The sequence below is a fragment of the candidate division KSB1 bacterium genome, assembly GCA_034506395.1.
GTDB lineage: Bacteria > Zhuqueibacterota > Zhuqueibacteria > Thermofontimicrobiales > Thermofontimicrobiaceae > Thermofontimicrobium.
Window position 1 is genome coordinate 1 of record JAPDPQ010000031.1, and the last position, 25,938, is coordinate 25,938.

The 25,938-nt window shown below is 44.7% G+C and carries 21 protein-coding genes; 7 read left to right on the forward strand and 14 right to left on the reverse strand.

The annotated features are described in order from the left end of the window. Positions 1–205: hypothetical protein (locus ONB37_16230; protein ID MDZ7401704.1), on the forward strand; the 205-nt coding region annotated here is incomplete at its 5' end. Between the two features lie 229 nt (positions 206–434). Here the strand turns inward: ONB37_16230 and ONB37_16235 are convergent. Next, a complete protein-coding gene (locus ONB37_16235) occupies positions 435–1,802 on the reverse strand; it encodes an ATP-binding protein (protein MDZ7401705.1) in 1,368 nt (455 codons plus the stop codon). 612 nt (positions 1,803–2,414) lie between these two features. After that, the gene (locus tag ONB37_16240) at positions 2,415–3,572 is read right to left on the reverse strand and encodes a hypothetical protein (protein MDZ7401706.1); all 1,158 of its coding nucleotides are present in this window, start codon (positions 3,570–3,572) and stop codon (positions 2,415–2,417) included. 487 nt (positions 3,573–4,059) lie between these two features. Between ONB37_16240 and ONB37_16245 the strand changes: the two genes are divergently transcribed. Then, positions 4,060–5,436 (forward strand): GH1 family beta-glucosidase, encoded by a 1,377-nt coding sequence (locus ONB37_16245; protein ID MDZ7401707.1) that lies wholly within the window; start codon positions 4,060–4,062, stop codon positions 5,434–5,436. 279 nt (positions 5,437–5,715) lie between these two features. Further along, complete coding sequence (locus tag ONB37_16250) at positions 5,716–6,444, forward strand: LytTR family DNA-binding domain-containing protein (GenBank protein MDZ7401708.1); 729 nt, start codon at positions 5,716–5,718, stop codon at positions 6,442–6,444. Between the two features lie 104 nt (positions 6,445–6,548). Here ONB37_16250 and ONB37_16255 read toward each other — a convergent pair whose 3' ends face one another. Continuing rightward, a complete protein-coding gene (locus tag ONB37_16255; GenBank protein ID MDZ7401709.1) occupies positions 6,549–7,796 on the reverse strand; it encodes a hypothetical protein in 1,248 nt (415 codons plus the stop codon). A gap of 421 nt (positions 7,797–8,217) precedes the next feature. On the opposite strand from ONB37_16255, the gene ONB37_16260 reads away from it, so the two are divergent. Further along, positions 8,218–9,009 (forward strand): phosphoribosylaminoimidazolesuccinocarboxamide synthase, encoded by a 792-nt coding sequence (locus ONB37_16260; GenBank protein MDZ7401710.1) that lies wholly within the window; start codon positions 8,218–8,220, stop codon positions 9,007–9,009. Between the two features lie 142 nt (positions 9,010–9,151). Here the strand turns inward: ONB37_16260 and ONB37_16265 are convergent, their stop codons facing one another. The 6 genes from ONB37_16265 to ONB37_16290 form a co-directional block, all read right to left on the reverse strand. Beyond that, complete coding sequence (locus ONB37_16265; GenBank protein MDZ7401711.1) at positions 9,152–10,204, reverse strand: hypothetical protein; 1,053 nt, start codon at positions 10,202–10,204, stop codon at positions 9,152–9,154. A gap of 170 nt (positions 10,205–10,374) precedes the next feature. Next, positions 10,375–12,012 (reverse strand): C69 family dipeptidase, encoded by a 1,638-nt coding sequence (locus tag ONB37_16270; protein ID MDZ7401712.1) that lies wholly within the window; start codon positions 12,010–12,012, stop codon positions 10,375–10,377. A 435-nt stretch (positions 12,013–12,447) separates the two neighbouring features. Then, positions 12,448–13,521, reverse strand: a complete 1,074-nt coding sequence (gene aroC, locus ONB37_16275) for a chorismate synthase (GenBank protein ID MDZ7401713.1) — start codon at positions 13,519–13,521, stop codon at positions 12,448–12,450. A gap of 231 nt (positions 13,522–13,752) precedes the next feature. Next, the gene (locus ONB37_16280; protein ID MDZ7401714.1) at positions 13,753–14,091 is read right to left on the reverse strand and encodes a TerB family tellurite resistance protein; all 339 of its coding nucleotides are present in this window, start codon (positions 14,089–14,091) and stop codon (positions 13,753–13,755) included. Between the two features lie 131 nt (positions 14,092–14,222). Further along, the gene (locus ONB37_16285) at positions 14,223–15,308 is read right to left on the reverse strand and encodes a hypothetical protein (GenBank protein ID MDZ7401715.1); all 1,086 of its coding nucleotides are present in this window, start codon (positions 15,306–15,308) and stop codon (positions 14,223–14,225) included. A 213-nt stretch (positions 15,309–15,521) separates the two neighbouring features. Further along, positions 15,522–17,612 (reverse strand): hypothetical protein, encoded by a 2,091-nt coding sequence (locus ONB37_16290; GenBank protein ID MDZ7401716.1) that lies wholly within the window; start codon positions 17,610–17,612, stop codon positions 15,522–15,524. A gap of 544 nt (positions 17,613–18,156) precedes the next feature. Between ONB37_16290 and dcd the strand changes: the two genes are divergently transcribed. The 3 genes from dcd to ONB37_16305 all read left to right on the forward strand — a co-directional run bounded on the left by dcd (position 18,157) and on the right by ONB37_16305 (position 19,830). Further along, positions 18,157–18,675: a dCTP deaminase gene (gene dcd / locus ONB37_16295; protein MDZ7401717.1), complete on the forward strand. Its 519-nt coding sequence runs from the start codon at positions 18,157–18,159 to the stop codon at positions 18,673–18,675. Between the two features lie 262 nt (positions 18,676–18,937). Further along, entirely contained in the window at positions 18,938–19,561 is a 624-nt protein-coding gene (gene lexA / locus ONB37_16300; protein ID MDZ7401718.1) for a transcriptional repressor LexA, read from the forward strand. A 38-nt stretch (positions 19,562–19,599) separates the two neighbouring features. Then, the gene (locus tag ONB37_16305) at positions 19,600–19,830 is read left to right on the forward strand and encodes a hypothetical protein (protein MDZ7401719.1); all 231 of its coding nucleotides are present in this window, start codon (positions 19,600–19,602) and stop codon (positions 19,828–19,830) included. Positions 19,831–20,254: 424 nt separating this feature from the next. Here ONB37_16305 and ONB37_16310 read toward each other — a convergent pair whose 3' ends face one another. The 5 genes from ONB37_16310 to purD all read right to left on the reverse strand — a co-directional run bounded on the left by ONB37_16310 (position 20,255) and on the right by purD (position 25,938). Further along, the gene (locus tag ONB37_16310) at positions 20,255–21,730 is read right to left on the reverse strand and encodes a tetratricopeptide repeat protein (protein ID MDZ7401720.1); all 1,476 of its coding nucleotides are present in this window, start codon (positions 21,728–21,730) and stop codon (positions 20,255–20,257) included. Positions 21,731–21,985: 255 nt separating this feature from the next. Continuing rightward, positions 21,986–22,513: an LPS assembly lipoprotein LptE gene (gene lptE, locus ONB37_16315; GenBank protein MDZ7401721.1), complete on the reverse strand. Its 528-nt coding sequence runs from the start codon at positions 22,511–22,513 to the stop codon at positions 21,986–21,988. 1 nt (position 22,514) lies between these two features. Then, the gene (locus ONB37_16320) at positions 22,515–23,717 is read right to left on the reverse strand and encodes a sigma-54 dependent transcriptional regulator (protein ID MDZ7401722.1); all 1,203 of its coding nucleotides are present in this window, start codon (positions 23,715–23,717) and stop codon (positions 22,515–22,517) included. Continuing rightward, on the reverse strand, positions 23,680–24,639 hold the full coding sequence (locus ONB37_16325) for a GDP-mannose 4,6-dehydratase (GenBank protein MDZ7401723.1): 960 nt from the start codon (positions 24,637–24,639) through the stop codon (positions 23,680–23,682). The genes ONB37_16320 and ONB37_16325 overlap by 38 nt, the downstream gene beginning before the upstream one ends. A 36-nt stretch (positions 24,640–24,675) precedes the next feature. Beyond that, positions 24,676–25,938, reverse strand: coding sequence for a phosphoribosylamine--glycine ligase (purD, locus tag ONB37_16330; protein ID MDZ7401724.1), 1,263 nt, complete (start codon positions 25,936–25,938; stop codon positions 24,676–24,678).

Sequence of the window (25,938 nt, forward strand, 5' to 3'; positions counted from 1 at the left end):
GATCGATTCAGCCCAGTCTTCACCAGAAAAAAAGGACGCCCATGGAACATCCTTAGAGAATATCAAGCAGCGGTTACAACTCATGTTCCCCGACCGATTCACTTTCCACCTGTTTGAACAGGATGGCTGGGTGCATGCGAAGATTTTGATTCGGTGTGATAACGGGAGATTTTTGGTTGAAAAGGAGGGGATAGGAAATTTATAAATTTGAGGAGGTTTCTATTGGTGATGCGGGATGTGGGATTGGGAATTGGGTGTGTTTGAAAAATTCCAAATCACAAGAAATAATTTCCAAATAAAATCCAATCACCAAAATTTGATTTCCAACCGAAGAGTTTTGAAGCACGAGGCTGTTTTGGTTATTGGATGATTTGGGTATTGAAATTTATTTGAAATTTGGATTTTGACTATTGGAATTTTTTCATGCTAGAATGCTAATCCAACAGATACAGCACTTGCTCGAACATTAGTAAAAACCAAAAATACGGCAAAAAATAGACCTGGCAATTTTCAATTTGTTTTGAATCAATATAATTTTCGCTCAAGATAAAGCCATATTTCGGTTTGTATTTGTTGATAAAGCTGACAAATGGTTTGCCCGTTAGCGGCTGAACAAGACTGCTTTTGATTTCGATCGGAATAATTTTATCTGAACGGCTCAGAACAAAATCCACCTCTGCCATATTTTGGGTGCGCCAGAATTTGATCGTGGTGTTAAAGGGGAGCTGCTTGTTCATCTCTTGAAACACAAAATTTTCCACCAGAGCGCCTTTGTCCGTGCGCAGATCAATATTATTAAAATTATCGACCAGCAAATTCCGAAAGCCGTTGTCTAGAAAATATATTTTGGGTGACTTGATTACCTCCTGTCGCTTGTTCGTGTAAAAAGGAAGGGTAATGTGTGCCACATAAGTTGCTGCAATATAGTTCAAGTAGTTTTGAACGACGTTCCGACCGATCTGAAGGGAAGTCGCTAATTCCTGAATGCTAATGATATTGCCTACCTGATGGGCTAACAACAGCAGTAATTTGTTGAACGCTTCTGGATCTGGAATTTTTAAGAAATTAATAATGTCTTTTTGAAGATAGGAATCGTAGATTTCCTGCAATTCAAAAATTTTATCATCAGTCGCTTTGCGGGAATAAACTTTAGGGTATCCTCCGAATGAAATCAAATGGCGCCCCAAGGCAGAAAGATGATCTGAATAAAATTGATGTTTCTGAGTCAGAATTTTTAAATCCAACAACGTCCAATTGGTATCGATCTGTTTTTCAAATTGATTCAGCTCGACGATGGACAGGGGCGATACCTCAAAAACTTTCTTTCTTCCCGTGAGACTTTCTTTAATTTTCGAGCGGATTTCCAGCGTCGAGGAGCCTGAAACAATGATCTTTAGCGGCAAATGAAGGTCATACAACTGTTTCAAGAATAAGCCACCATTTTCCAAGCGTTGAATTTCATCAATGAAAACATACTTCCTGGTTTCTGGTATACCAAATTCGTTGATGAAATCCAACAGACTGGGAATATCTTTTAGAAATTCATGGATGAATAAATTATCGAGATTGAAATAGAAAATATTGGCGGAATCGATCTGGCGGTTTAGTAATTCATCAATGGATTTATAAATCAACGTGGACTTGCCCGTCTGCCTGGCCCCCAAAAGTACCAGAATGTCTTCCTCATCGAGCCAGTGTTTGATTCGATCAAAAATGAGGCGAGGAATATAGCTGCTTTCATCAAAAAATGGCTTTCCGAATCTCCAGGGATTTTGCAGTTCAAAAATACGCATGTTTAGCATGACAATGTCCCGCTAATCAAACTACATTTTGAATTTAAGCAGGTTAAATTTTATTTCAATTGCAATATAACCAAGTTATTTTGCAAAATCAAGAAATTTTTTGAAATTTTCCAGAGATGGTTTTATGAGCAGGATCAATTTAGGTGTTCATTGTGCGAATCGGATAGGTGCGATCGACTTAACATCCTGAATCAATGTCGAATGTTCGGGACATTGAAAATTTGAATATTGAAATTTATTTGAAATTTGGATATTGTTTATTGGAATTTTTTCAAGGAGGGGCATTTCAGCAACCTCAGAAAATAAACCGGATTCATCTGATTTGTTCGGCCTAACACACTCAAGGGTATCGTCTTTCTTAATATCGTTGCATCTTCGCTTGCCGTTATGGAGGGCTTTCGGTATCGGATAGCCAAGCGAGATGAATATCAAACGCATTTTTTATGTGGCCAACCAACCCAAGATTAACATTCCTTGTATGGCGGAATTTCCCAAAATAGATCGATTAGCTTTTTTGCTTTGGGATTGCCTATGCTTCCTTTTTGATTCTGATCTTGTCGATAAATTTGGAGTTGATGAAATAAGTTGCACATGCCGACAATAAAAAATGGGTCAGTATAGGCATTTTCTGGCTTCATCGGCATACGCCTGAATCAGCTCGATATCTGCATCGAAGAAATGATCTGACGGGGAGAGAATATAGCCACCATTGGCCCCAGCCGCTTCGAAGCAGCGACGGACCTCGGCACGGGTCTGCTCTGGAGTACAACCGATGAAAAAATGAAATTGATCGAAGCCACCGATCATGCAGACCTTGTCTCCGATCCGGCGTTTTGCCTCAGCCAGATCAACATCCGCGCCCATCGCAGGGGGCGTAAAAGTCTCCATGGCATCCGGTTCCATTGCTGCAATATCTTCCAATATAGGCATCATTCCGCCGCAGGTGTGATAGACGATCCGTTGACCAACCTGATGAGCCAATCGGATCAGCTCATTATCGTAAGGGGCGACAAATTCATTGAACAAACGCGGAGAAATGACCGTTGTTGAGGCATCGCCGCCACCTAATTCTAAAATATCATATTTTGCACCTTTCAGAGATTCAATAAAAACGATCTTCCTTTGCTGAAGAATTTTTAAAAAGGTATGCACCCATTCTGGATCATCATAGGCTTCCATGATCATTTTTTCAGTCCCATATAGACAACAAGCATCCTGCCAGCAGCCCGGCTGACCATAAATGTCAAAACAGCAGATATGACCTCGAACCAATCCGCGTTCACCGAAATCGGCTGCAATCTGATTGACCGCATCGACATCGCAGAGCGGTGCAGTTGCGAATTCCGCGATAATATCGATATCCGATTTTTCCTTAACCAAATGCTCTGCTACCCACGTAGTATGAACATTTGATTGGGTCACCATGGTTAATGTCTTCTTAGGCGTTTTAATATAATAGCGAATGGTTTGATATTGATCATCAGGAACTGGTTCAGAGGTAATTTGCCATTGATCGGAAATTATTCGCCTGCTATCCCAGAAATCGACTTGCGGTTGATTGGTATCGTAATAATAGCCCTTGCTTTCATCAGGTTTGTGAGGCACCGCCCAACGAATGGCATCCAAACCGAAATAGTCAAAAAATTCATCATAAGAGATGCCGTTCATATAGCGATCCAAAAAATATTTCATGACGTGATGCGTAGTTACTGGAAGACGATCAGGGATGCTCCGAGTAATTGCTGCTAACATCCGTTGTTTGGAGGTCATGGCAAAATTCCTTCGAATTTGATCTTTCATATCATCGAATGTGGACTTTCCATCAATGATTTGCAGGCAGGCTGGGGCAAGTGATCGATCAACTCCCTGAACATCAGCAGAGGAATAACGATAAATCCATACACCCTTAACCTTGTCCATGAGCAATAAAGATAACAAAAATTGCTTCAAAAATCAAGCCCAAACAATATCCCAAGTTCATGAACCGAGAGAATGCGGTGGTTGGCAAATTGCTAGATTGATGCATGATTGAGTCCCTCCTTCCTTTTACAACGGATAGACAAAGAACAGGTGATAAAAGGTCCAATCGATTGCCATTTTTTGGGGAACTATTTGCTTTGATTAGCAGAATAAAAGAAAACTCTTTTCAATTTTTTTATGCCAAATTAATAGGCCTATATATGCGATTTGCTTGCAGAGCAATATGTTTGCTATTTTTCATTCATAGTGAAAAATTAACAATAAAGGATGACACGGCATGATCATTTTTCCATCTAATTTCACCTGGGGCTGCGCCACCGCCAGCTATCAAATCGAGGGTGCTTGGCTTGAAGGTGGGAAGGGGCTTTCCATCTGGGATGCGTTCAGCCACATTCCTGGAAAGATTTTGCATGGTCACACTGGCGATGTCGCCTGCGATCATTATCATCGATATAAAGAGGACGTAGCCCTCATGGCAGCTATGGGACTCCCAGCTTATCGTTTTTCGATCTCCTGGCCTCGCATTCAACCAGCAGGCTATGGGAAGCCCAATCCTGAAGGCATTCGATTCTATTCAGATTTAATCGATGAGCTTTTGAAGCATAATATCACGCCTTGGGTGACCCTATACCATTGGGACTTTCCATTGGCATTACAACTGGAGTTTGATGGCTGGCTCAACCCCAAAATCGCTGATTTTTTCGTTGACTATGCCGATATCTGTTTTTCTCATTTCGGCGATCGGGTAAAAAACTGGATCACCTTTAATGAGCCATGGGTGACTGCAATATTGGGATTCGGTCAAGGCATATTTGCCCCAGGGAGAATTTCTAACAGTGAGCCTTATCAGGCTGGTCATCAGATGCTGCGCAGCCACGCTAAAGTGGTCGAGTTGTATCGGACGAAATACCACTATCAAAACGGTCGGATTGGAATTACCAATAATTGCGATTGGCGAGAACCGAAAACTGATAGCGATGAAGATCGGGCGGCAGCGCAGCGATCATTGGAGTTTTTCTTAGGCTGGTTTGCTGACCCAATTTATTTTGGCGATTATCCCGAGGTGATGCGTCAGCGTCTCGGCGAGCGCTTGCCGAAGTTTTCACCAGATGAACAACGCCTGATCCAAGGCAGCAATGACTTTTTCGGATTAAATCACTATACAACTATGTACGCCAGCAATGCGAGAACGCCTCAGCAACCAGACCTTTATCAATTGAACGCCGGCCTTGCAAATGACTCTAAGGTAGAACTTTCCGCAGATTCGAATTGGTCAAAAACCGCAATGGGTTGGCCGATCGTTCCATGGGGGTGCCGCAAACTGCTGCAATGGATTGATGCGCGTTATGAGCATCCAGAGATTGTGCTCACTGAAAATGGTTGTGCCTTCGATGATCATCTCGTCGAAGGGAAGGTCGATGACCCGCAACGGATCGAGTTCCTTGCCGGATATCTTCGCGAGTGCCATCACGCGATCCAGCAAGGGGTGAATTTAACCGGCTATTTCCTCTGGTCATTTATGGACAATTTCGAATGGACATCGGGCTACACCAAACGATTCGGCATTCATTACATTGATTTTTCGACCGGACAGCGGATCCCAAAACGCTCGGCCCATTGGTACCAACAGGTCATCCAAAATAACGGCTTTTAGAATATCATCTGATTGATTGAATCTCTTAAGAGATTTTGAGATAAAACTGGATCAGGGATAATCAGAGAAACAAATCTTTTGATTCAAAATTTCATTAGAAATCGCTGACTTGATTCAATTCAAAATATCTGATGACTCGCTCGACATAATTGATCTAACCGAAATCACAGAAAAAAGAAAATTATCGATCAATTGGAACTTGCTGGAGATCGGTCGATTAAAACAATTTGGATCGTTTTCTGGACTTGTCTTCAATATTACCTATTTTTTGAGAAAATCATGAATAAGCCGGTGACAGCGATCATTGTCGATGACGAGTGGCTGGTGCGAGAGGAGTTAAAGGCACTTTTGACCCCTTATCCCGAGTTAACCGTTATTGGAGAAGCGGCTAACGTGCCGCAAGCTATTGAACTCATCCATCAAGAAGCGCCAGATGTGATCTTTCTGGACATCCAAATGCCCGGTGCCAGCGGATTTGACCTGTTAGAACAGACGGATATCAATGCCAAAATCATTTTTGTTACAGCCTATGATCAATATGCGCTGAAGGCGTTCGAAGTCAATGCGCTGGACTATTTGCTGAAACCGATCCAAAAAGATCGTTTGGCCAAAACCATTCAACGGGTGCTCGCGAGTGACAGCTACTCAACTACTCAAAGCAGCAAACTGAACTATGACGATGTGCTTTACGTGCTAGTTAGTGGATCGCTAAAATTCATCAAACTGCCGCTGCTGCGCTGCATCGTGGCTGAGGGAAATTATTCATACATCTATTACAAGGGACGAAGCAGAGAACTCGTGAGCAAAACGCTCCAGCAATGGGAGCAAATCCTTCCAGAGGAATATTTCGTCCGTATCCATCGTTCCACCATTGTCAATTTTGAATATGTGGAACAGGTGAAAAAATGCCGGAATTACACCCATCTCGTTTATGTACGCGACATTGAAAAGCCATTTGTCATGAGCCGAAGATATGCGGCGAGATTGAAAAAAACGATGACCTGGTGATCAATTAGTGACCAAAACGACCAGCTTAATGCATTACAAAAATGAGCCGTGCAGAATTCGATCTATCCCCGGCAAATTTTTTTGATTCCCCAGCCCGAACCATCCTATTGCCCAAGGAATTGATAGATCTTTTTTGCTGCCCCCTCAAGGTCCAACAAGGACATTACTAATGTAATCCCCAAAATATAAGCCACAATAGCGATTTTCTGCAATTTTGATAGCCGAGCTGTGAAATCGATGGATAAGCGTTTAACCGCCCACAATAACAAAACAATGCCAAGCAGGTTACTGCCAATATAATAAACCAGCATGGCAGTTGTCAGGGAAATATCGATAAAATAGACCGTAATTGAGGCCAAAATGAACGATGGAAGCACGTTGACAATCAAATCATTATAGGGAGAGAACGGAGAAAGCATATAACCGATAAACCCGACAGCAATGGCCATCTTATCTGCGGAACGGAACCACCTCCGCAGCCCATCGCGGCTGAATTTGCGAAACATTCTCGTCGACCGTGCACCTAAATGTCCCAAGATTGAACTCCGAACCGAACGGATATCAATAGTGCGCCATTCATTTTGGGACCAAATCGCCCACGTGACGGTTCTGGCCTGACAGAGTTCCTTTTGCAATTTTTGAAATAGGCCTTTCGCCTTTTTAGGGGACTCGTAAACTTTCCAAATTCTATTCGATTCACCAGAACTTCGGTTGTCTCGGTGGCTCCAATCTGATTCGGCGGCGAACAAGATATCCTTTTTTGCCTCGAACCACACTTCGGTTTTGAGCCAGGATTGATCTGGCATGGTCTCAAATAGAGACCGAAGCTGAGTTAAAATGATCACGTCCTTTTGCCAAGACCAGCCTGCTTCAATTATCCCAAAAACTGTACGAGCGACCGGTTGCGCTAAATAGAGCGTGTCGATCTGTTCAGCAAGACGCTGCAGATCTGACCATGGGTTAGCAATCGAATATAGCACAAAATCCCAACCATTCTGCGCCCTAATGACTGCTGATAAATCCTGATGAAGCTTCAGAGGAGAGCTAATAATCCGAAATAGCACCAACCGCTCTCCATCTGTCGCGCATTGCTTGATCATTTGAACAATATGCTTTTCTGAAACGACACGCCGGCCATATAGCCTCCGCGGTTCCCAAAGCGCGACCAGTAGCGATAGGATCAAGAGCACTCCACCAATCCAAAGTATCGTCGGGCTGCTCACAGACCGTGAAATTCCTGTCGATTCAATCAAAATGATCAGCACTATCATGACCACTAAAGTCACCACAAACCAATAAGCAGTCAACCATTTTCTCAATCCAGCGATCATTTCACTTCTCTTTAGTCTCATTGGTATTCATCTCCTCGAACACACTAACCGCATGGTATTAGATCCTGCTTTCAAACCATCCGATTCATTATTTCTCAACAATTCTCACCGTTCTACCGTCTTGCGCGATCTTCTGCCATTTTGGCCCATGATTCCGATTTCTCTCTGCAGCACATTGATGCCAAATCATTATACTCAGTTTACTGTCGATAGTCCCCAACTTAATTTGTTCTAACCCCACTTTTAATCTTTGAATTGGAGCTTGTTCCCATGAGAATTTTTTTGAATCAAATTTTTGACTTGCTTTTTCAACCAAGATTATTTAATATACCACGGTTTAATTTCAAAAAGTAACCTTAACAAACCGAGTTCTGCTCAGGGACCATCATGCAGTTCTAACAACCGCGAAATTTCCAATTGATTTTTCATGGGAGCATTAAGGATGAATTTCTCTCAATTCAAGAAAATTATCGAGGGCAAAACCAAAATTATCTATGAAAACCCAGATGATCCCCAAACCGTGTTCATGGTTTTCAAAGACGATATTACGGCTGGCGATGGGGCAAAGCATGATATACTGGAAGGGAAGGCGTTGCTCGATTGGCAGACCAATCGGGATATTTTTGAATACCTAAATCGGATGGGAGTAAAAACCCATTACATTTCCAGCCCAGAACAAAAGGTAAGCCTCGTGAGGAAGCTCGATCAAAAAATCAACCTCGAAGTCGTCACACGTCGAATTGCCACGGGCTCGATATTGAAATGGAGCTCGATCGCTGAAGGCACACGGTTCGACCCCCCGATCACCCAATTTTACTACAAGGACGATTTTTTGCACGACCCGATGCTGGACAATGGATTTATTGATCATTTGATTCGCGACAAAAACAGTCAAGAATATGCGATCATGCGAGCCACAAACGAACGCGTGTTTATTTTGTTGGAACAAGCTTTCGCGCAATTCAATATTCAATTGGTCGATTTTAAATTGGAGTACGGAATAATCAATGGCGAGGTGCTCTTGATCGATGAGATCACCGGCGGCTCGTTGCGGCTCTGGCCGTATGCCAAGGAACATCCCAACTTCAACCAGCCCAATGTGCTGAGCGAATTGGACCCATCGGGCAGATTGGATAAGGATATCTATCGCCGCGGGGAAGAGTTGAGCAAGGTGAGATCCAAATTTGAAACGATCGCCCAGATCACCTTGAATTTTAAAAATCTGACCCTTTAGCCCGCCAGTTGTAACCTCAACGGTCGTCTGGCGATTTTCCAAAAGTGGAATCGATTTCGCCCACAAAAGTGGGGCAAGTTTTCAGTCGCTTCCTGTTTTGTGGGCGAAATAAAAGCTGTCTCTACTGGCAGTGAAGCTGCTGCTATGGAAATTTCACTTCAATCCCCAGCCTCGGTTTTCCTCTGATTTTCAATTTGAACGGATCCACATCATTGGCAATGGTCTGACCGATGGTATAGCCAGCTTTTAAAGTCTGAGTGAACTCAACGCTGTAGCCGCCAAAGAAATGGATGTCGATGAACCCAGCGGGCAGGCCGAATCCGATCCCTAAGATCGGCTCGATGGTGGTCGAGATGCGCAAACCGCCCAGTAGGTGGAAAGATGTTGCCATGGATTTGGCCTTAGTATCCACCGCCTTGAAATGATAGTTAATGACACCGAACGTAGCCAGATCTCCTCTTGGCTTGGGCCGCACCACAATTCTTCCTCCATCAACGATGATGTCCACATCATTGATGGTGGTGATGGCCGTGGCAATGCCATAGCTCCATTTTTCCAATGATGAATTATCGAACACAGCTCGGGCGAGGAAGCGATCATCATAGAAATTCTTTTTGACAATGATCGAAATATCACAATATTTCTGAAATTTTTTGGGAATTTCGAATTTTCGAACATCGATCCAGGTGAGATTTTCGCCACGAACCTCAGCCCTTGCGCCGATGATCGGAAAGAGCAACAGAAAATTTAATAAATTTTCTTCGAAGTACGATCCCTTTCGAGTGATCACCGTGGAGAGATAATGTCGCGCTGTATCGTCCCGGCTGATGAAAATGTAAAAGAGCGAATCGGCTTTGAGGCCGTAAAGACGGGTGGAAAGAAACGAATCGCTGCCATGGAACATCCCGATGACGGTCTCCGCCACATTATAATTGGCAACGACGATATAATAATGATTTTTGCTCATCACGAAACCAGAGAGATCCAGTAGTTTCCGCAGACTATCGGCTGCCCAATCCGCGTAGCCATCCCGATAAAATCGCCAGGATTTGCCGAACAGGTCGTCTTTATCATTTACCACGAATGGGCTTCCTGGAACAGGTTTTGGAATTATGATCTGCTTCTCTTGAGCTACCAAGAGGCTGTTACTAACCAAGATCATAATTAGCGAGATAAAAATCAATTTTTTGGTCATCGAGTCCTCCTTCATTATTTCTTATTCAGTGGTCTTGCAGCATGTGGAATTGCGACAAGAAGCGCTAAAAGCCAGTGAGGCTTTTGTAATTGCATTATGTACTTTTTGGGTGTTCAATTCTGCCAGATGACAATAACATCTCTTCAACGTGCTAGGTCGATGGTTTTCAATTAAAATTTTTCATCGTATTTAGTCCAGAGGTCATCGCCCAATCGCCATGCGGTTTTCACAACCCGTTCGCCCCAGCTCATGGTATATTGGGTCAAGAATTGGCGGGCCTCATCTGGATTTTTATTGAAAAGGGCGAGCGCTTGAGCTTCGATATCCTTCTGCTGGTTAAGAAGTTGGCTCTGCAGGGGCTGCCAGACCTTAGCGACGTCTTTGCGCATATCGCCCCAGCGTTGGGCTGCCAACGTACCAGTATAGTTAAATGCCCACCAAGCGCAATCGCGCGAGAAACCTGTGGTTCGGCCATCTACTTTGTAGGAGGCAGGCACATCGGTGATACCACAATAGAAAGGAACATAGATAGACGTCGCCACATTATCCAACGCCAGCCACACGACTCCGCCGATCGGGTTCGGCAGGTTTTCACGCGATTGGGTGATCGTCGCATACATGGTGTACCAGCGTGCGATGGTTCGTTCGCCGCGCCAGCCCCAGCCACCATTAATTTTAAAAATCAAATTCATATCATACGGCATAAACGGATTGGCCAACGGGGAGATAACAGTCTTGCCCTGCGCATCGGTAGTAGTGATGTTCTTGATGAAATTATAATCTGTGCCTTCATAATAATCTTGAAAGATGGAGATCAATTTGGATAAGGTCACTAGCGTGTCTGGCTTGACGGAAAAGGGGTAATTTTCCGATTCGGGATGGAGTTTGAGCGATGGTGCCAGCAGGTCCAACACCCGCCATTCGCGCCGGCGAGCAGCCAAAGACGTTCGACCGTCAGGATCATAAGCATAGCAGAACTCAAACGGCCCTTGCTTGGGGTTCCACCAACCGCTGTCCTGTGCAACCTTGAATACATTATCTGAGGCCATGAAATAATCCCGGTTCTTCAAATCGATCTGTCGGATCCGACTGGCATTGGCGTTGACCGAAACGTGATCATCTGGCACGCGCTGCGCCACCCAAATTGAACCGATTTTATCCTTGCCAGGCCCAACAATCTCCAAATGCCACACCTCCCGGATATCCGCGATGGTGAGGCATTCCCCGGCATCATTATATCCATACCGTTTTGTCAATTCGCCAGCTAATTGAATTGCCTCGCGCGCTGTACGACACCGTTCGATCATCAATCGCACCAATTGCTGACAATCGATGAGCCCCTTATCGGATCGAAGCGAGGCTCGCCCACCAAACGTCGATTCTCCTATTGCCAACTGCTGATCGTTCATGCAGGGATATGCGGTATTAATGTAGCCATAAGTATGCTCGACTTGTGGAATTTCCCCAGTTGGGACATATTTATAGGCTGGCATAGCCAAAGAATCTTCATTGACACGTTTAAACATCATCACGGTTGTACCCCTCTCGTGTTTTTTCGCTGGGATGATATCCAACCACGAGCGGCTGCGATGGCTATCGCAAGTGTGGGAAGTGGTCACCCATCCCTCGGCTGACGCCTTTTTCCCAACGGTAATCGTCGTGCATCCATCTGGTCGACCATCAATCCAATCGTCGGAATCCTGGTTCGTTGCTGTTTGAAATTGGGCAAACCCCAAATTGATTAAAATGCTCAAACTAAAAAGGACGTTTCGTGCTAAGCGAGCAAAATTCCACCTAAATCGTCTCATCTTCCGTTGCCTCCATCAATAGATTTTAAGGTAGGGTTCGATCGAGCCAGCGCTTGCGATACCACCAACCCATTATCTGCGACCCATGCGCGCATAGAAGCTTTAAAAATGATGTATCAAAACTGATAGCAATGGAATTTTCCATCATCCCCCAAAGTCGCTGGGCTCAAACAATAGGCTAAAAAATTTAGCCTAAAGTAAACCAATTTTTGTTAAAAGTCAAGCGCTAATTTTTATAGTGATAAATCATGACCAAAGGAAAGATGAGCCAGATCATTTTTCTTATGGAGGAACTGCATTTGTTGAGCAAAGAGGCAATTTTGAATGAGAAAAGGGCCAATGCTTGCATGAAACCAAAAATAATCTTCAGCCCTCCCTCATGGCTGAGTGCTTTAATGGCGAACTATAACTCTTGAGGGTTCTTTGTATTGGTAATTATTTCATTCGCAACCTGATACTCTGCTGGCGCAACAAGAAATCCACAGTAACAATCGCTGCCATCGCTTCAACCACCGGTACAATGCGGGGGACGATAGTGGGATCATGTCGTCCCTGAATTTTGATTGTAGTCGGATTACCCTGATCATCCAAGGTCTTTTGTTCGATACCAATCGAAGCAGGCGGCTTGACAGCAGCGCGCAAGATAAACTCTTCACCAGTGGTAATCCCGCCCAATACGCCGCCGCAGTGATTGGTATGAGTGCCAATTCTATTCTGCTTCTTTTCAAAAATATCGTTGTTATAAGAACCAGTGTAACCAGCGACCGCGAAGCCATCGCCGATCTCCACCCCGCGCACGGCTCCGAGGCCCATGATCGCGAACGCCATCACAGCATGAAACTTATCGAACACAGGCTCGCCCAACCCTGCTGGCAAATTTAGGATGCGCAGTTCAACAATCCCCCCGATCGAATCATTTTGGTTTTTGACCTGTTGGATTAATTCAACCATTTTATCGATGACATCTGGATCGGGAGAACGGACGATATTCGTCTCAATAATGGAACGATCGACTTTTTGAGCGACCACATGGCCGATTGCCCGAGTAAAGGCATAGATATCAATGTCAAATCGTTTTAAAATCAGCTTGGCCACAGCTCCGGCAGCCACACGAGCCGCTGTCTCGCGCCCTGATGCCCGACCCGAGCCACGGTAATCGCGAATGCCATATTTCATTTCATAAGTAAAATCAGCATGTCCCGGACGCCACTTATGTTTGAATGGGTCGTAACTGGCACTGTCGACATCTTCATTAAATAGTTCCAAAGCGATCGGCATCCCAGTTGAAATCCCATCGATTACCCCAGAGCGCAAATGAACGCGATCCCGCTCATTTCTGGCGGTCGATACCGCACTTTGCCCAGGCCGACGACGATTGAGCTCTCGCTGAATGTAATCCAGAGAGATCTCGATCCCTGGAGGGCAGCCGTCTATAACCACACCAATACTATTACCATGCGACTCCCCCCAAGTCGTAATCCGAAATAAATTACCAAAACTATTACCCATGTTGGTTGATCTCAATCATAATTATCATTAAGCAAATTTAATCTCGATTATCTAATCGCACCAATCTTTTACAACAAAATCATTTATTCATTCATGAGGCATCTCCGAGAGAAGCGAAGCAATCTTTTCGGGTTCTGTAATTCAATCAGATTGCTTCGACCGAAAGTCGCCTGGCCTGAATCTAGAACAAGCAATCTGCTGTTTTCGCATTCACCAAACTCGTCGATTCCATCAAGAGGTAAGCTGAGTTAACAGTTCTACGATCAGAACCTCACGCGAATCAAGCTCTTTATCAGCCATGGTCATGTCTTTCACCAGCTTGATGATCTTTTTCATTTCATTGACCGTGCACTGATTTCGCAATACCATTACCGCCTCTTTGACCATTTTAGTGGTATTTTCCTTTAACAGCCTGGTATTTTCTTCCAGACCGCGCCTCACTTCCTCTTCGGTACACTCGAGCTCGTTCTGGAGGACATCAAATATCATCTGTTTTTCTTCTTCAGTGACTTTCCCGTCCGCCATAGCCGTAACGTTCAACAACGTTAAAATCGCTCCCTGTTTGTTCATGCAGATTCTCCTATTTTGCTTATGATGTGAATTGATTAAATCGCTGCTGAGCCTCAGCGCATGAGTGTCATCCGTTCATATAATTTGGCTTCTAATTCCAAGCCAGGTGCTCGATTTCTGACGATCGCTGGCTAAATTTCATACTTCTCTAGCCACAAATCGTCGGGAACTGAGACTTTTTCTTGATAGATCTCCCAATAATAACGCTTTGCCTCGCCCAATTTTTGGTAAATTGGATGGCTTTCATCAGCCCGTTGTTCTGCAATTATCTTGCCAGAGTAATCCACAAGCACCAGCTTTTTAGCGCGATTAAGGATTCCGGCCGTTCCGATACTGCAAATGGCAACCACTTCGTTATTGCGGGAACGATCGATCAGTTCGCCATAAGTGAAATCGCGCTCAATCACGCTCACGCCCATCTGACGCAAGATTGCACAGATGCCTTGAATTGTCACTGAGGGCAAGATCAAATTGCTCTCTGGAATTTTAATGACCGTGCCATCTCTCAATGCGAACAAACAACATGAGGAATCCCATTCTGTGATCTTGCGGGTCTCGATGGGATCATAAGGGCGATCGTCCAAAAACAGCGCAGAACCGGCTTCTGGCAAAATCTTTTTCGCCTCATCCACCGCTTTCACACTGATCAAATAATTAATTCCCAATTTTAAACATCCAGTCCCGTTTATTTGGCAGGCTCGGACAAAATTGGGAACCACTACGCCGCTGAACGGCTCGCCTAAATACCGATCGTAACGACACACCACAGCACGAATGGAGGGATCACCCGGAAAAGTGACTCCGATGGATTGTTCTTCGTCAACAGTAAAAGGTCTCAGATAGCCCTGGGCCCCTAAATTGGACATCTCTTCCCAAAATTCCGCCATGGCTGATGTCTGAAAATATCGGATGAAAACCCCTTTCAATTCTTCGATAGTTGGGACCATCCATTGCTGTTGCTGTCCCAAGTTAAACGCGATCCCTCGTTGAAATCGCTCCAGATTTTTATGCCAATTCAAAAAAATCACCTCATATTTGCCGCGGTCATTTTTTTTGCAGAAAAACCGAATCCCTTCAAAAGCTAAAAACAACCCGTAATGAATCGACCGAGACACCGCAAAGACCTTACCATCAGCTCCCATCGTATCGAAGCTTTTGTCTTTCAGTTTGTAACGCATCTGAGTGTTTGCCCATTTGATACCCTCAAAACCAGCCATTTCAGTTCCTCCGATATTTAGCCTCAGTTTTGCATTCCATCCGCTTATTGAATTTAGTTTTGATCAAGCATTGTCCACATCCGTTCATTGTTTCGGGGAAAATTTCAGATCAGGACGAAAAATGTTCCACAACAGAATCATAGGAAATGGCGTAGCTTCAACCAAAAAGGATTCAGCTCTTCGTATCCAACCCATCGATTACCCATTAATGGATCATTTCACCGCCTTCAGCGCCAACTCTGTAGCTCGGATCAACGGCTCTGTTGAAATTGGTTGTCCCACCGCGGCCATCATCCATGCCTCAGGTGTAATCGCCCCTTGACGGCACATCCGTTCCATTTCCGTAGCCAAATTTTTGTCCTGTAAATATTGCTCGATCTGGAATGAGATGATATGACCGAGCGGATAATCCGGCACATAGAGCCCAGCATCGATAATATGCGAATAAATGGCCAATAAAATTTGGTCTTGAACCCCAAAAATCGGAGCATAATATTTGTTCCAGACCTCCTTGGCAATCGCCTGTATAGCAGCATTCAACTCATCGGCGCGCGCCAATGGATGATCGTACATCCAATGCCAAATATACATATCCACCAAAGCCACACCAGCGATCTCGAAGGTGGACCAATAGGCATCTAAGGCTTTCAGATGATCAGCCATCGGATCTTCATGTTTGAGTCCCAACAACGATAAATCACGGGATTGGAAGCTAAAGGCAAATGCCTCGGTAAAGGCGGTATTGGGAACGCCTTGCAGCAGCGTGTAATCCACTTCGTTTAATGAGAAAACTTGTTCGACATTATGGCCCAATTCATGGATAGCGATGTTGAAGCCTTTGTAATTCATCCCTTTTGGGGTGACGCGAGTGCGGAGATGTGCATTATCCGATCGCATCATTGCACCAGCCGCGTGTCCAGAGCCTCGCGCTGGGTCAACATTGATCTTTTGGCTGAGAAACGCCGCTTTTTCGGCTGAAAATCCCAGTTGCTTCAGGATATTGGGCAGATCTCTCTGGAAAGCAGCAACGGTTGGATAGCGTTTCATCACCAATGAATCTAAAAATGCCTCATCATATTGACCCCGCGGCTTAAAACCGTTATACCAGATGTCAAATGGCTCCAATTTTCTACCCAACTTTTGCTCAATGAGGGTTGCCACTTGTTTAGCCACGGGATTTGACAGCACGGAAATCAAAAGCTGCTCAAATTGTCGTTCAGGAATCTCTCGCTGTTGATTAAATTTGCGCTCAATATAGGTGGGGAAATTGGGGCAATAAGGATCGGCCGACTTCTCCGCTCGAAAGATCCGAAGCAAATGATCATATCGGGTGTTTGGCTCTGGCTCATTGCTGATCTTTGAGGCATCCCCTTGAACTGGAGCCACGGTATTATTGATGGGATCCCAAATAACGTTCGGGTTATCAACTACCACCTGCGGGATTTCCTGCCGAATGATCCGTTCCATGACCTGTTGAATCAACTTTTGTCGCCTAAGTCCATCGAGGTTGGCGTATTGGGCTTTCAGTTCATCGCGGAGGCCCCAATGACTGATCAATTTCAGGCCATCGGGAAAGAGTCGTTCTCCTTCAGGCGTAACCAATCGGCCCATGTGGATATTATAATTGCTGATGTAGTGATCGGCGGCGACAAAAGCCTCGGAAATTTTCTGCTGAACATCGCCAGGCACCCGTTGGGCGAACCGCTGTACCAATCGCGCCGCGGCCCACTGCTCACGAGACCATCCCTTACCTAACTGCAACCGCTGCTCCAATGTGTACAGAGGAAAATTGAGCAAGGCAGTCATCGCAAGCTTCGTCTTAAAAAAATCATCATCCAAATGGGCAAATGGATCGAAATTGGCAAATAGCAAATCTACAGGAAGAATGGGTCCAATATCAACCTGAATCGCTTCTTGCAGAACCATCTGCATGCGATTATTCAATCCATAAATTTGCTCCAAATTCTTCTCATATCGAAGCAAAGTCTCGTGCAATTTCGTCGAATCGGCGATAAATTGATCCTCACAAAATTGCGCAAATTCTTCATTGCTTCCATCTGCTTCGGTCCATAAACTGGCAACCTGCTGTACCCCGCGCTGAATCCGGGCAAGCGAAGAAGCCCCATATTTCTCGGTCAGCCGCTTGATCACTTCATCCGTGTTTAGCTCTGTTGCTTTTCCCTGTGGTTTCATTCGTTCGATCCTCTGACAGCCAGTTCCACTACCAATTAATATCAACAACGCGACCAATAGAAGATTGAAATAACCGATAGAAAATCCTGGTGACTGATTTTTGGTTTTCATCTCATCTCCTTATCACTTGTCCTCGGCTAATTCCATTTAACCAAATGATGAATGAGTGAACCGCTTACGTCACGAAGTGGAATTCAGCCAAATTCACGATTTGAAATTTATTTTTTGCCATGCTTCAAATCCTAAAACGGTTCCATCGCGATAATCAGCCGGAAGCCAGAAATATAACAATCTTTGCTTTTTAACAAACGACCACGGATCGACCGTGCCCGTCAGTCGAGGCGATTCAAAGATGAATTCATGTCATACTAACTACTTCGTACAGCGATTGATTAATTGGAACGAGTATCCCTGTTTTACAGGAATCCAATTAGCCTTTGCTAAACCTGAATCTAGCTCAGATATTTCAATAAACCCACTCAATCATTTGCTCAATTCAATATAGCTAAAACTGGATAATAAATCAAGCACTTTTCCGTGGGGCCAAATAGTTCATCAGGTTGCTGTTCATTTCTCTTGATTGCTAGAAAAAAATTTCCTATTTTCCTTCCCAATTTTCAATTTTGGTGTGACATAAAAATGAAAAGGAAGCAATATGAGCATTTTGACACGAGATGAAATCTTCAAAGCCATTGAAGTTGGGGAAATTTCCATCACCCCCTTTGATCCAACAAAAGTAGGACCAGGCTCAGTTGATCTTCATCTGGGGGAAGATTTTCGCATATTTAAGAAGGTTCATGATATCGTAGATGTCGATGATGCCGTCAATTATGAATCAGTGACCGAATTGATTCACGCACCAGGTGGGATCGTTCTGATGCCAGGCGAAACCGTTTTGGGAATAACGGTTGAAACGATCAAATTGGCTCCGAACTTGTGCGGGTGGTTAGAAGGAAGAAGTCGTTTTGCACGATTAGGGCTGCTCGTCCATATTTCCGCAAGCTTCATGCATCCTGGGATAAATAATCAACAAGTACTGGAGATGACGAATTTCAGCCCCATGCCGCTTCGGATCCATCCCGGTACGGCAATCTGTCAGTTTATCTTTCAACGAACCATCGGATCGGCGAAATATGAGGGCCGGTTCCAAAATCAGCGTGGGGGTGTTTTTTGATCACGTTGGTCATCAGTTCATTTCACCAACATGGTCGTAATTCCGGTAAATTTGCCCGATAAGCGATTGATGATGATATAACACAACTCAGAGATTGGTAAAATTTCTGCCATTCAGGCGATTTAAGCTGTTGCTTAGCTTCACTGTCCTATGATCGGGTTTATTATTTTTCGCACTTATTTTTGAAGAGTTGGTAAAAAAGCTTGACAATTGCGATTTTTTTTCTTATATTCAGGGTACAAAAGTACCCGTTAGGTTTTCAATGCAGACGGAAATAACAGATACCCAGAGGAAAGTTTACCAAGCCATTGTCGATTTTATCGAAGAGCGGGGCTATCCGCCGACCATCAGAGAAATCATGAATCTGATGGGCTATTCTTCCGTGTATAATGTACAGCGCATTCTCAATGTTTTGGAAGCTAAGGGATATATCAATCGCAACCTCAGGGGGGGAGCGCGCTGTATAGAGGTGGTCAAAGGGGAGGAGATGGCAACAAGTAGCGGCACGCGAATCCCGATTTTAGGGAGAGTAGCGGCGGGGACTCCTCTTTTCGCACAAGAAAATATCGAGGGATATTTAAATTTTGATCCAGAAATTGCCGGTTTCAAGGCGGACTTTATCCTGCGTGTTTCTGGGGACAGCATGAAAGATGCGTTCATCAGCCACAATGATCTGATCTTTGTCAAAAAGCTGAATTTCCCCAACAATAATGACATCATCGTTGCGCTGCTTGATGAGGAGGCAACGGTCAAGCGGTATTTTTTGGAAAAGGACCATATCCGCTTGCAACCAGAGAATCCCGCTTATCCAGCCATCATCATCAGCAAAAACGACCTTTATTTCAAAATTCTAGGAAAAGTCATCGCCGTCTTTCATAGGTTTTAAATAGGGTACAAAATTACCCGATGTAAGGAGAAAGCATCATGAAAAAACAAATTAAAAATTTCGCTGAATGGAAAAAGCAGCTAAAACAATCAACCGATCTCATTGCATTGCAACGCTCACTCAATCATATTGATAAGCTCTATGAAGAAGTCCGCAATTCTCTTGGTCGTGTCCTTATGTCGATGGAGATGATCGAAATCCAAGAGATCCTCGAAAATCGCATTGAAGAATTGACCGAACAGCAAAAGATGACCAAAGTCGCTGCGTGATGTTTTAGCGGCAAAGCTACTGTTTTTTGAATATCCTTACTTTTTCCTTATGGTTCCCTTTCCACTCTCCTGGGAAAGGATTGATCCATACAATCTCCTCGGATGGCCCGCTGTCTATTGTGACAGGGGGCCTTTATTTTTCTCATGCTATCCCCTCATTTTTAACCTACGAGGATGTACTCTGTGAGATTTATGAGTGAAAAATGATAATATGCTCCCAGCAGAACGGGTAGATTTTAGGTGGGAATAAAGAAGCGGCCGATCAAGCAATTCAAGTGGCAAATGATGGCATGAATCAGGGCAGTGAGAAATAAGCTCAACCCAAATCGAACTTATGTGGATAGATGCCTCCCCCTATTACCAAGCATCTGCCCTCGTGGACCATCAGTCAAGAAATATTTCGCGACAAAATTTCAAAAACGTTTCATGATTCTGACTGAGATTCTTCCAGCTTCTTTTGCAGATATTCGATCTTTTGCTTATAAAATTCGTTATTCGGATCCTTCTTTCTTAAAATCTCGTACACGCCGATCGCCTTGGCATATTGATGCTGAGCAGCATAAATTTCTCCAAGCGTGGGAGTGACAATCTTTTCTTTTCTTCGAAGCGAATCATTTTTATCTTCTGGCTCCCCTGTTTCCGATCGCTGACGCGCTGAACTTGGAGCAGGTGGCTCAGCAAGTGGTTCAAATTTCGGCCGAGTCTGCTTTTGAATCTCCTCCAACGTCTTTTTGAGCGGGGAAACATCCTCAGTTTTTGTTTTTGGACCAGCCTCATGATCGAATTTCTTGCCAATGGTATCGTCTTCTGGCGAAACTCGATCGGAACGACGAGATGGTTCTTCACCTGGCGATTGAGGCTTTTGAGCCTGTTGAGTACGATCCTCATCCCCAGTCATCAAAGCAAATACGTCCTCATCAGCTAACCCCTCGAGTTCATTGGTATCGAACTCCCCATTATCTTCAAATTCGCTCACTTCTTCCATTCGATCGGTTTCGCCATCTGTCACGCCAAACGAGTCAATTTCCGATTGCTCGAATTGCCCAACCAATTCTTCATCTTCACCCAATAGATCGGTTAATTCATCGTCTCGAAATATGTCCTCCAGCAAATCGAGGTTGGCACTCTCCTCCTCAAATGTCGGTGCGGTTTCTTCAAAATAGCGTTTCTCACCCGCTTGTTTTGGTTGTTGTTGGGTTGGCTGCTGCATTGGAGGCTTGTAATGGGCAGATGGAGAACCCAATGAGGAAACTTGCGCTGCCTCCGAAGAATCGAATCCGAATTCAGGTTCTGTATCTGGTTCTACATCTAATTCTGGCTCAAATATTGGCTCGGTTGACCTCTCACTTCGATCGCCGCCAATTGGCTGTGATGGGGTTTGAACAGCGCGCGCAGGTTCATTTGCTTCTTCGAGTTCAGTGAGCAAATCTGTCTCCATGGCCTCGATTTCTTTTTCGGCAGAAGGGGGCGTCATGTTAGGAGATTTCGCTTCGCTTGACCTTAATTCTTCAAGCCGTTGTTTGGCCGCTTGGTTCAAGGGATCGATCCGAAGGATCTCCTCATAGCTCATCTCACTGGTATTCATCCATCCGATTTGGGCCATTAATTCTGCATAATCGCGATGCGCCGCAATATGTTTCGGATCAAATAGCAATACGCGCTTCAGTTCTTTCTCGGCCTGATCGAAAAGTTTTTTCCTCAGATAACACTTGCCCAATATATAATGTCCGGTCACATAATAGGGATGTTTTTTGATACCTTTTTCGCACAAGGCAAGCGCCTCATCCACGCGATCCATCTGAAGGTAAGCATCGGCAAGCCGGGCAAATAGCACCGAATTCTCATTTTTGCTCAATTTGCCCTCCAGATACTTCACTTCATCTCTCAATGATCTTTGCATTTTCTTCACTCCCTATCATCGATGCCTGAAATCGAACCTCCATCATTCCCGCTATACATCTTTATTCCATTTCAATCGAAGAGAGAATTGATTTCGGTTCGCAACCAATCTTATTTTCAATCTTCATCCTACCTTTGCACATTTTAAGTTACTGATTGGATAAAACCGATAATCTACAATATAGCTCTCAATTATAATATTTTTTTTGATAAAAAACAATGCTTATTTTTATAATTAAAAAAAATTAGCCATGGCTTACCAATTCGAGATCGTCTTATTAAAAATATCCGTCACGATTTTTTTGACCGCTTCATCGATCGCCTGCTGCCGAGTGGTATTGACTTCTCCAGAAGCATCGGGGCTGTAAGTTCCCCACTGGGTTATTTCTTCTTCCCAGATCACCTTGTTCTTTTTCAGATCTTCGAACTTGGCTTTCACACGGAGATAAACGCGGATCTCCCGCACCTGTTCTTGTTGATTGTACGCGCCTGCTTGATCTCGAATATTAAGGATCGTCCCTTCGATGATTGAATCAGCCGCGCGCCGGTCAACCACTTTTAAGGTATTATCGCGCGTGAACTCATAGATCAGCGCATCGGTGAGGTCCTCTGGCACTCCAAACTCAGTGGTGTTATTGGCAAAAATAGGGATCGCTACGGTGCGCAAATGGGGCGGTAGTGCTGAACCAGAAAATGAATAATAGCCGCATCCCAAAAGCAACCAAGCCAATACGACAACGATCCAAAACCGCGACTGGTCGAGTAATTGATCATCCCTGTTCATTTTAATATGGCAGATTATACTCTTTGATTTTTCGATAGAGGGTGCGCTCGCTAATCTTCAGGCTCTTAGCGGTCTTTCGCTTATTTCCATCGAATCGGTGGAGCGTCTCCTCAATCAATTTTTTCTCCATTTCCTCCAGCGTGGGGAAATTCCGCGACTCAACCACTGGCTCATTATAAACGATTTCACCGTTTTCTGGTGGGATGACAATGGTATCTTCAGGTTCCCACCCTTTAAGACGGCGCGGCGGAAAAAGCCGCGTCAGAATGATCTCCCGTAATTGGGAGATTTCTGATTTCAGATCCAATAGCGCGCGGTAAATGAACTCCCGCTCCACTTGCTCGGTTGGCCGATGCAACGCCATGGGCAGATTGCGGGAGACGTTACTTCCCAGGTTCAGATATTTTATCACCGCTGCCCGGTCAATTTTCCCTCCTTTTTCAAGAATGATCATGCTCTCGATCACATTTTTTAATTCGCGAACATTGCCTGGCCAATGGTACTCCATCAGCGCTTCGAGACCAGAATCATCGAATCCACGAAACTCGATTCGATTTTGTGCGCAAAAATGATCGGAAAATGTTTTTGCCAGCAAAGGAATATCCTCTTTTCTGGCCCGCAACGGGGGGACGAAAATGGTGACTGCATGAAGACGGAAATAGAGATCCTGGCGAAAGCTGCCGTTCTGCACCTCCTGATCCAACTCCCGATTGGTGGCGGCGATGATTCGCACATCCACCTTTTTGGGTTCAGCACTGCCGACTCTGGTGAACTCCTTGCCTTCCAACACGCGGAGAATTTTCACTTGGGCATTCAAAGGCATTTCACCGATCTCATCAAGAAAAATCGTTCCGCCATCCGCCATTTCGAAAAACCCCTTGCGCTGGCTCACTGCCCCAGTAAATGCCCCACGCTCATGGCCAAACAATTCCGACTCCATGATCCCTTCTGGAATTGCGCCGCAATTGACAATGATCAACGGTTTTGCTGCACGGCGACTCCGCTGATGAATGGCCCGAGCGATCAGCTCCTTACCCGTGCCACTTTCACCGATAATCAGCACCGAAATATCCACCGGGGCAACTTGTTGAAGGGTCTCAAAAATTTGCCGCATTCCTGGTGAATTACCGATCAGCCCCGATTCTAGTTGAAATTGTTCAAAAGCTTTATCTGATAGGTTTTCTGCTGCTTTTGCTTTCATCATTTTTGAAATTGGACTTAAAATATTCCACGGTTCTCGCCAGTCCCTCCTCCAAGGATACTTGCGGTCGCCACTGAAGCAGTCGCTGTGCTTTTTCGATGTTCAAAACGCTCCGCATTTGCTCCCCCGGTTTGGCTGGCCCATGAACTTCCTCGACGTTTGCATTGGTTAAATGACGCAGTTTATGAAAAAGTTCATTCACATTGGTCTCGATCCCAGTCCCAATATTAAAATAATCGCATTGATCAAAGCTCAATGCCTTGACATTGGCATCAACCACATCCCCTACGAATACATAATCCCGCGTCTGCAAACCGTTGCCATTGATGATTGGTTGGCTGCCATTTAACATGCGGCTTGTGAATATCGCCACCACCCCCGCTTCGCCTTTGGGATTCTGTCGCGGACCGTAAACATTACCATAGCGCAGCACCACAAATTGAATGCCATAGACATAATGATAAAAATAGAGATATTTCTCACCCGTCAACTTCGTAATTCCATAAGGCGAAACTGGACGGGTTGGATGGTTTTCATCTGCCGGAAAATAGTCTTGCTCTCCATAAATTGCCCCACCGCTGGATATGAAAATAAACTTCTTCACCCCGGTCTTCACTGCTGCTTGCAAAAGATTAATTGTGCCAATAATGTTGTTATTGGCATCGTAAATTGGATCGGCAACCGAAAGCCGAACGTCCATTTGTGCGGCATGATGATTGACCACATCGAATCGCTCGCTTTCAAATAGCTTCAATATCTGGTCATCTTGAATATTCATTTTAACAAAATGAGCTTGGGGATTGACATTTTCAACGCGCCCCATGGATAAATTGTCCACAATAACCACTTCATGCCCCATTTTAATATAAGCATCTGCCACGTGCGATCCAATAAAGCCTGCTCCACCAGTCACTAAGATTTTCATATCGTTGTTCTCCTCAGTTGTAAATTCCCAGTTGCATTACAACGCCTTATATCCAATATCCTTTCGATAGTAGGCACCATCGAATGTAATTTTGCCAACAGCTTTATACGCGCGCTTGATCGCCTCTGCTACATCATTCCCCAAGGCAGTGATCCCCAATACTCTGCCCCCATTGGTTAAAATCTTGCCATTGGCCAATTTGGTTCCGGCATGAAAAATAATCACATCAGTTCCGAAATTTCGCTCCAAACCGATGATCTCTTTGCCTTTCTCATATTTGCCAGGATAGCCCCCAGAAGCCATCACCACGCACACCGCAAATTTATTTTTAAAATTGATTGTCTGTTGTTCTAATTTGCCCTGGCTACACCCATACAGCAGCGGGACGATATCGCCCTCGACCAATGGCAAAATCACCTGCGTTTCTGGATCTCCAAAGCGACAATTGAATTCGATCACTTTAGGTCCCTGACGAGTAATCATCAAACCAGCGTAAAGCACGCCGCGATAGGGTCGATCTTCCAATGCCATACCTTTGATCGCTGGTTCCAAAATCCGCTGCCGAATTTGTTGCAGCATGTCCATATCGACTTGAACTGCTGGGGCGTAGGCGCCCATTCCACCTGTATTTGGTCCTTTGTCGTCATCAAAGATCGGCTTATGATCTTGCGCTGGGAGCAATTCGATCAAATTTTCGCCATCAGTCACCGCCAGCACTGAAGCCTCCTGGCCTCTCAGATATTCCTCGATGACGACCTTTTTGCCAGCCGAACCAAAGACGCCCTGGATCATCATTTTATGGAGCGCTTCCTGAGCTTCTTCCTGGTTGAAACACACGATAGCGCCCTTGCCAGCAGCCAGGCCATCGGCCTTGATGACGATCGGAGTTGGCATGGAATTTAAATAATTCTTCGCTGCCTCAAATTGATCAAAAGCGCGATATTGTGCAGTAGGGATCTGATATTTTTCCATCAGATATTTTGCAAAAATCTTGCTGCTTTCGATCTCGGCCGCTTTTTTGGTTGGCCCGAAGATCGCAAGCCCCTGTCTTTGAAATGCATCGACTATCCCCGCTGCCAAAGGTGCCTCGGGTCCAACCACGGTGAGGTCGATCCGCTTTCGGTCAGCGAAGTTCAATAGTTCATCAATTGCGCTCTCGTTTATCGAAACGCATTCAGCCAATTGGGCGATGCCAGCGTTTCCAGGAGCACAATAAATCTTATTGACTACGGGACTTTGGGCGATCTTCCACACCAGGGTATGTTCACGTCCCCCTCCACCAATTACCAAAATGTTCAA